This window comes from Cognatundibacterium luofuense, from assembly GCF_018139685.1.
Classification (GTDB): Bacteria; Pseudomonadota; Gammaproteobacteria; order Burkholderiales; family Burkholderiaceae_D; genus Undibacterium; species Undibacterium luofuense.
Genome location: NZ_JAGSPN010000059.1, coordinates 1 through 642, shown reverse-complemented (window position 1 = coordinate 642; position 642 = coordinate 1). Strand labels below are relative to the sequence as shown.

Annotated in this window: 2 protein-coding genes; both read left to right on the top strand. The window is 48.9% G+C overall.

Translation table 11 applies throughout. The features are described from left to right. The first annotated feature begins 14 nt into the window (after positions 1–14). Positions 15–446 carry a type II toxin-antitoxin system RatA family toxin gene (locus tag KDM89_RS19275; RefSeq protein ID WP_186881048.1) on the top strand — a complete coding sequence of 144 codons (432 nt, stop codon included), beginning with the start codon at positions 15–17 and terminating at the stop codon, positions 444–446. Then, positions 439–642, top strand: a 204-nt coding sequence (locus tag KDM89_RS19270) for an RnfH family protein (protein WP_212689532.1), incomplete at its 3' end; no start/stop codon positions are given. The genes KDM89_RS19275 and KDM89_RS19270, both read left to right, overlap by 8 nt.

Below are 642 nucleotides of genomic sequence, written 5' to 3'. Positions count from 1 at the left end.
AATGGTTTCCTTAGATGGCAGTTGTACATAAAACAGTTTTCATCGGCTTTAGTGCCGCCCAGATGTTTGCACTGGTTGACGAGGTGGAAAAATATCCGGAATTTCTGCCTTGGTGTGGTGGCGTGAGTGTCGCCGAAAGAACGTCGACCGGCCTGACTGCGACTTTATCGATCAATTATCACGGCATTCGCCAAAGTTTTACCACGCAAAACATGAATCAGCCGCCGCACAGCATGCAAATGACCTTGCTGGAGGGACCGTTCCGGCAATTGTGTGGTCAATGGAAGTTTACTGAATTGCGCGCAGATGCCTGCAAAATTGAGTTTGATCTCAATTACGAGTTCTCCAGTAAATTGCTGGAACATTTAATTGGTCCGGTGTTTGGTAAAATTGCCAATAGTTTTGTCGATTGTTTTTGCGCGCGCGCGGAGGTGGTGTATGCCTGATGCAGTCGCAGAGCCTGTGATTAGCGTGCAAATCGTCTACGCAGATCAGAAAAGCATTGTCCGTGCGCAGGCGACACTGGCTCCAACGGCGACTGTGCATGAGGCGATACTAAAAAGTGGCATCATACAGACATGTCCCGTCATCGATATCAGTGTGCTCAAAGTCGGCGTGTTCGGTAAGCTAAAGCCGCTGGAT